We start from the raw sequence: 2,615 nt of genomic DNA on the forward strand, positions 1-2,615 counted from the left end.
GCTCACCGAGCACCCGGGCGCAGGCCAGGGCCGCGGAGGCCGGGTCGTCCATCGGCCGGGGCGCGCCGAACACCACGAGCGCGGCGTCGCCGAGGAAGCTGTCCACGATGCCGTCATACTCCTCGACCGTCTCCACGACCACCCGGAAGAACCGGTTGAGGACGTCGACGACCTCCGACGCCTCGGACCGCACCGCCATCTCCGTGGACCCGATGATGTCGACGAAGACGACGCCGACCTGGGAGGCGCTGCCGCCCAGTTCGGGGTCCCGCTCCTCGGCCGCCTCCGCGACGTCGCGACCCACGTGGCGGCCGAACAGATCCCGGAGCCGTTCGCGTTCCTGGAGCCCGGCCGCCATCCGGTTGAACCCGCGCTGGAGCTCGCCGAGTTCCGTGCCGTCGTAGACCACCACCCGCCGGGAGAGCGTGCCGTCCGTGACGTCCTCCATGGCCCAGCGGAGACTGCGTAGCGGGCCGAGGACCGACCCCGTGCCCAGCGAGACGAGCAGGAATCCGGCGAGGAGCGAGGTGGCGCCGAGCACGATCACGATGACGGCGAGGCGTTCCAGCGACAGGGCCCGGCCCGCCAACGTGTAGATCGCCACGATGATCAGTCCCGCGATCGGCACCCCGCTGCCGACCGCCCAGGCCACGCGGAGCCGCGTCATGGCACCCAGGAACCGGCCGCGGGGGACCGGACCGTCGGCCAGGGCGACCGCGGCGACGGGACGCAGTCCGAAGTCCGCGAAGAGGAACGCCACACCGCAGACGACCATCCCGGAGAAGACGATCGTGAACCCGACCGACGGGATCGCCTCGGGGTCGATCACCCCGAAGGCGGGCGTGACCACGGCCGCGCCGAGCAGCCACAGGAACGCCTGGATCAGCGTCATCCGGCCGGGCAACCGGAGGGTCCACACCCGCTCGCGGTCCGTGGGTTCGCGGCCGTCGAGGAACCACCCGACACGCCGGTGGACCGCTCCACGCACCCAGATCGTCCCCACGATCGTCGCCAGCGCCACATACACCGGGACGACGATCGCGGTGGGGACCATGAACTCACGGGAGGGGAGGGTGGGACCCGGGAGGACGAAGAGGATCAGCACAGCGGCGACGGCCACGCCGACGAGGTTGGAGCCCAGCAGCGTCAGTACGAGCAGGACCCGGACGCGCAGGGTTCTCAGGCGCGGCGACTCGGTCTCCCGCCCGAGCAGCACCGAGCCCAGTTCCGGGCGCCGCAGCAGGGACAGGTCGAGTCGCACGGTCAACATCGTGCCATCTGCGCGCCAGGAAGTGACGACCTCGTCACACTCGGGCCGGGAACAGTGGCCGAGGGCCCGCCGGGGCGTAGGGTGGGCGAGTCGGCCCGCACCACTCTTGCCTCGGGCCGAATCGGATGTCGACCTCCCGTGGTCGCGCACCGGGCGCGTCGCCTCCGAGCGACGTGGCACCCCAGGAGCGCGCCGGGCAAGACGCCCCATCTATGTACGGAGATTCCTCCCTTGTCACGTTCCTTCGCCGATCTCGGCGTTCCTTCATCCCTGCTCGACGTCCTCACGGGCGTCGACATCGTCACCCCCACCCCCATCCAGTCGGCGACGCTGCCCGACGCGATGTCCGGACGCGACGTCCTGGGCCGCGGCCGCACCGGCTCCGGCAAGACCTACGCGTTCTGCCTCCCGCTGGTCACCCGCCTGGCCGCCTCCGCGCCCGCCGGCGGCCGCCGTAAGCGCAACTCCCCCCGCGGGCTCATCCTGGCCCCCACCCGCGAGCTCGCCCGTCAGATCGACGAGACCCTCGCGCCGCTGGCCAAGGCGATGGGCCTCAAGACCACCGTGATCTTCGGCGGCGTCTCACAGGGTCGCCAGGTCAGCGCGCTCGACCAGGGCGTCGACATCGTGGTGGCCTGCCCGGGCCGGCTCGAGGACCTCATGGGCCAGAAGCACTGCCGCATGGACTCGATCGAGGTCAGCGTCCTCGACGAGGCCGACCACATGGCCGACCTCGGCTTCCTCCCGGGAGTCACCCGGATCCTGGCGGCCACGCCTCAGGGTGCCCAGCGCCTGCTGTTCTCCGCGACGCTGGACCAGGGTGTGGACAAGCTGGTCCGCAAGTTCCTCGACAACCCGGTCGTGCACGAGGTCGACGACGGCTCCGCCACCCCCGGCGCGACCGCGCACCACGTCTTCCACGTGGACCCGGACGACCGCGTCCGCGCACTGGCGGACCTCGCCGGCGTGAACGAGCGGACCGTCATGTTCACCCGTACCAAGCACGGCGCCAAGCGCCTGGCCAAGCAGCTCTCCGGGCGCGGCGTGACCAGCGTGGACCTGCACGGCAACCTGTCGCAGAACGCACGCGTGCGCAACCTCGACGCGTTCTCCTCCGGCCAGGCGAGCGTGCTCGTGGCCACCGACATCGCCGCGCGCGGCATCCACGTCGACGACGTGGGGCTGGTCGTCCACGCCGATCCGCCCGCCGAGCACAAGGCGTACGTGCACCGCTCGGGCCGGACCGCACGCGCGGGTGCCGTCGGCACCGTGGTCACCGTGGCCACCTCCGACCAGGTCCGTGAGGTGCGCTCGCTGCTGCGGTCGGCCGGCGTGACGGCGGGCG

Annotated in this window: 2 protein-coding genes; one reads left to right on the top strand and one right to left on the bottom strand. The window is 72.0% G+C overall.

The genetic code is table 11. The annotated features are described in order from the left end of the window. Positions 1-1,270 (bottom strand): adenylate/guanylate cyclase domain-containing protein (locus G6017_RS06995; protein ID WP_182616646.1); only part of this gene is annotated, 1,270 nt, incomplete at its 3' end. A 231-nt stretch (positions 1,271-1,501) separates the two neighbouring features. Between G6017_RS06995 and G6017_RS07000 the strand changes: the two genes are divergently transcribed. Next, positions 1,502-2,615 (top strand): DEAD/DEAH box helicase (locus tag G6017_RS07000; protein ID WP_182616648.1); only part of this gene is annotated, 1,114 nt, incomplete at its 3' end.

The organism is Dietzia sp. B44, from assembly GCF_014145245.1.
GTDB classification, from domain to species: Bacteria; Actinomycetota; Actinomycetes; order Mycobacteriales; family Mycobacteriaceae; genus Dietzia; species Dietzia natronolimnaea.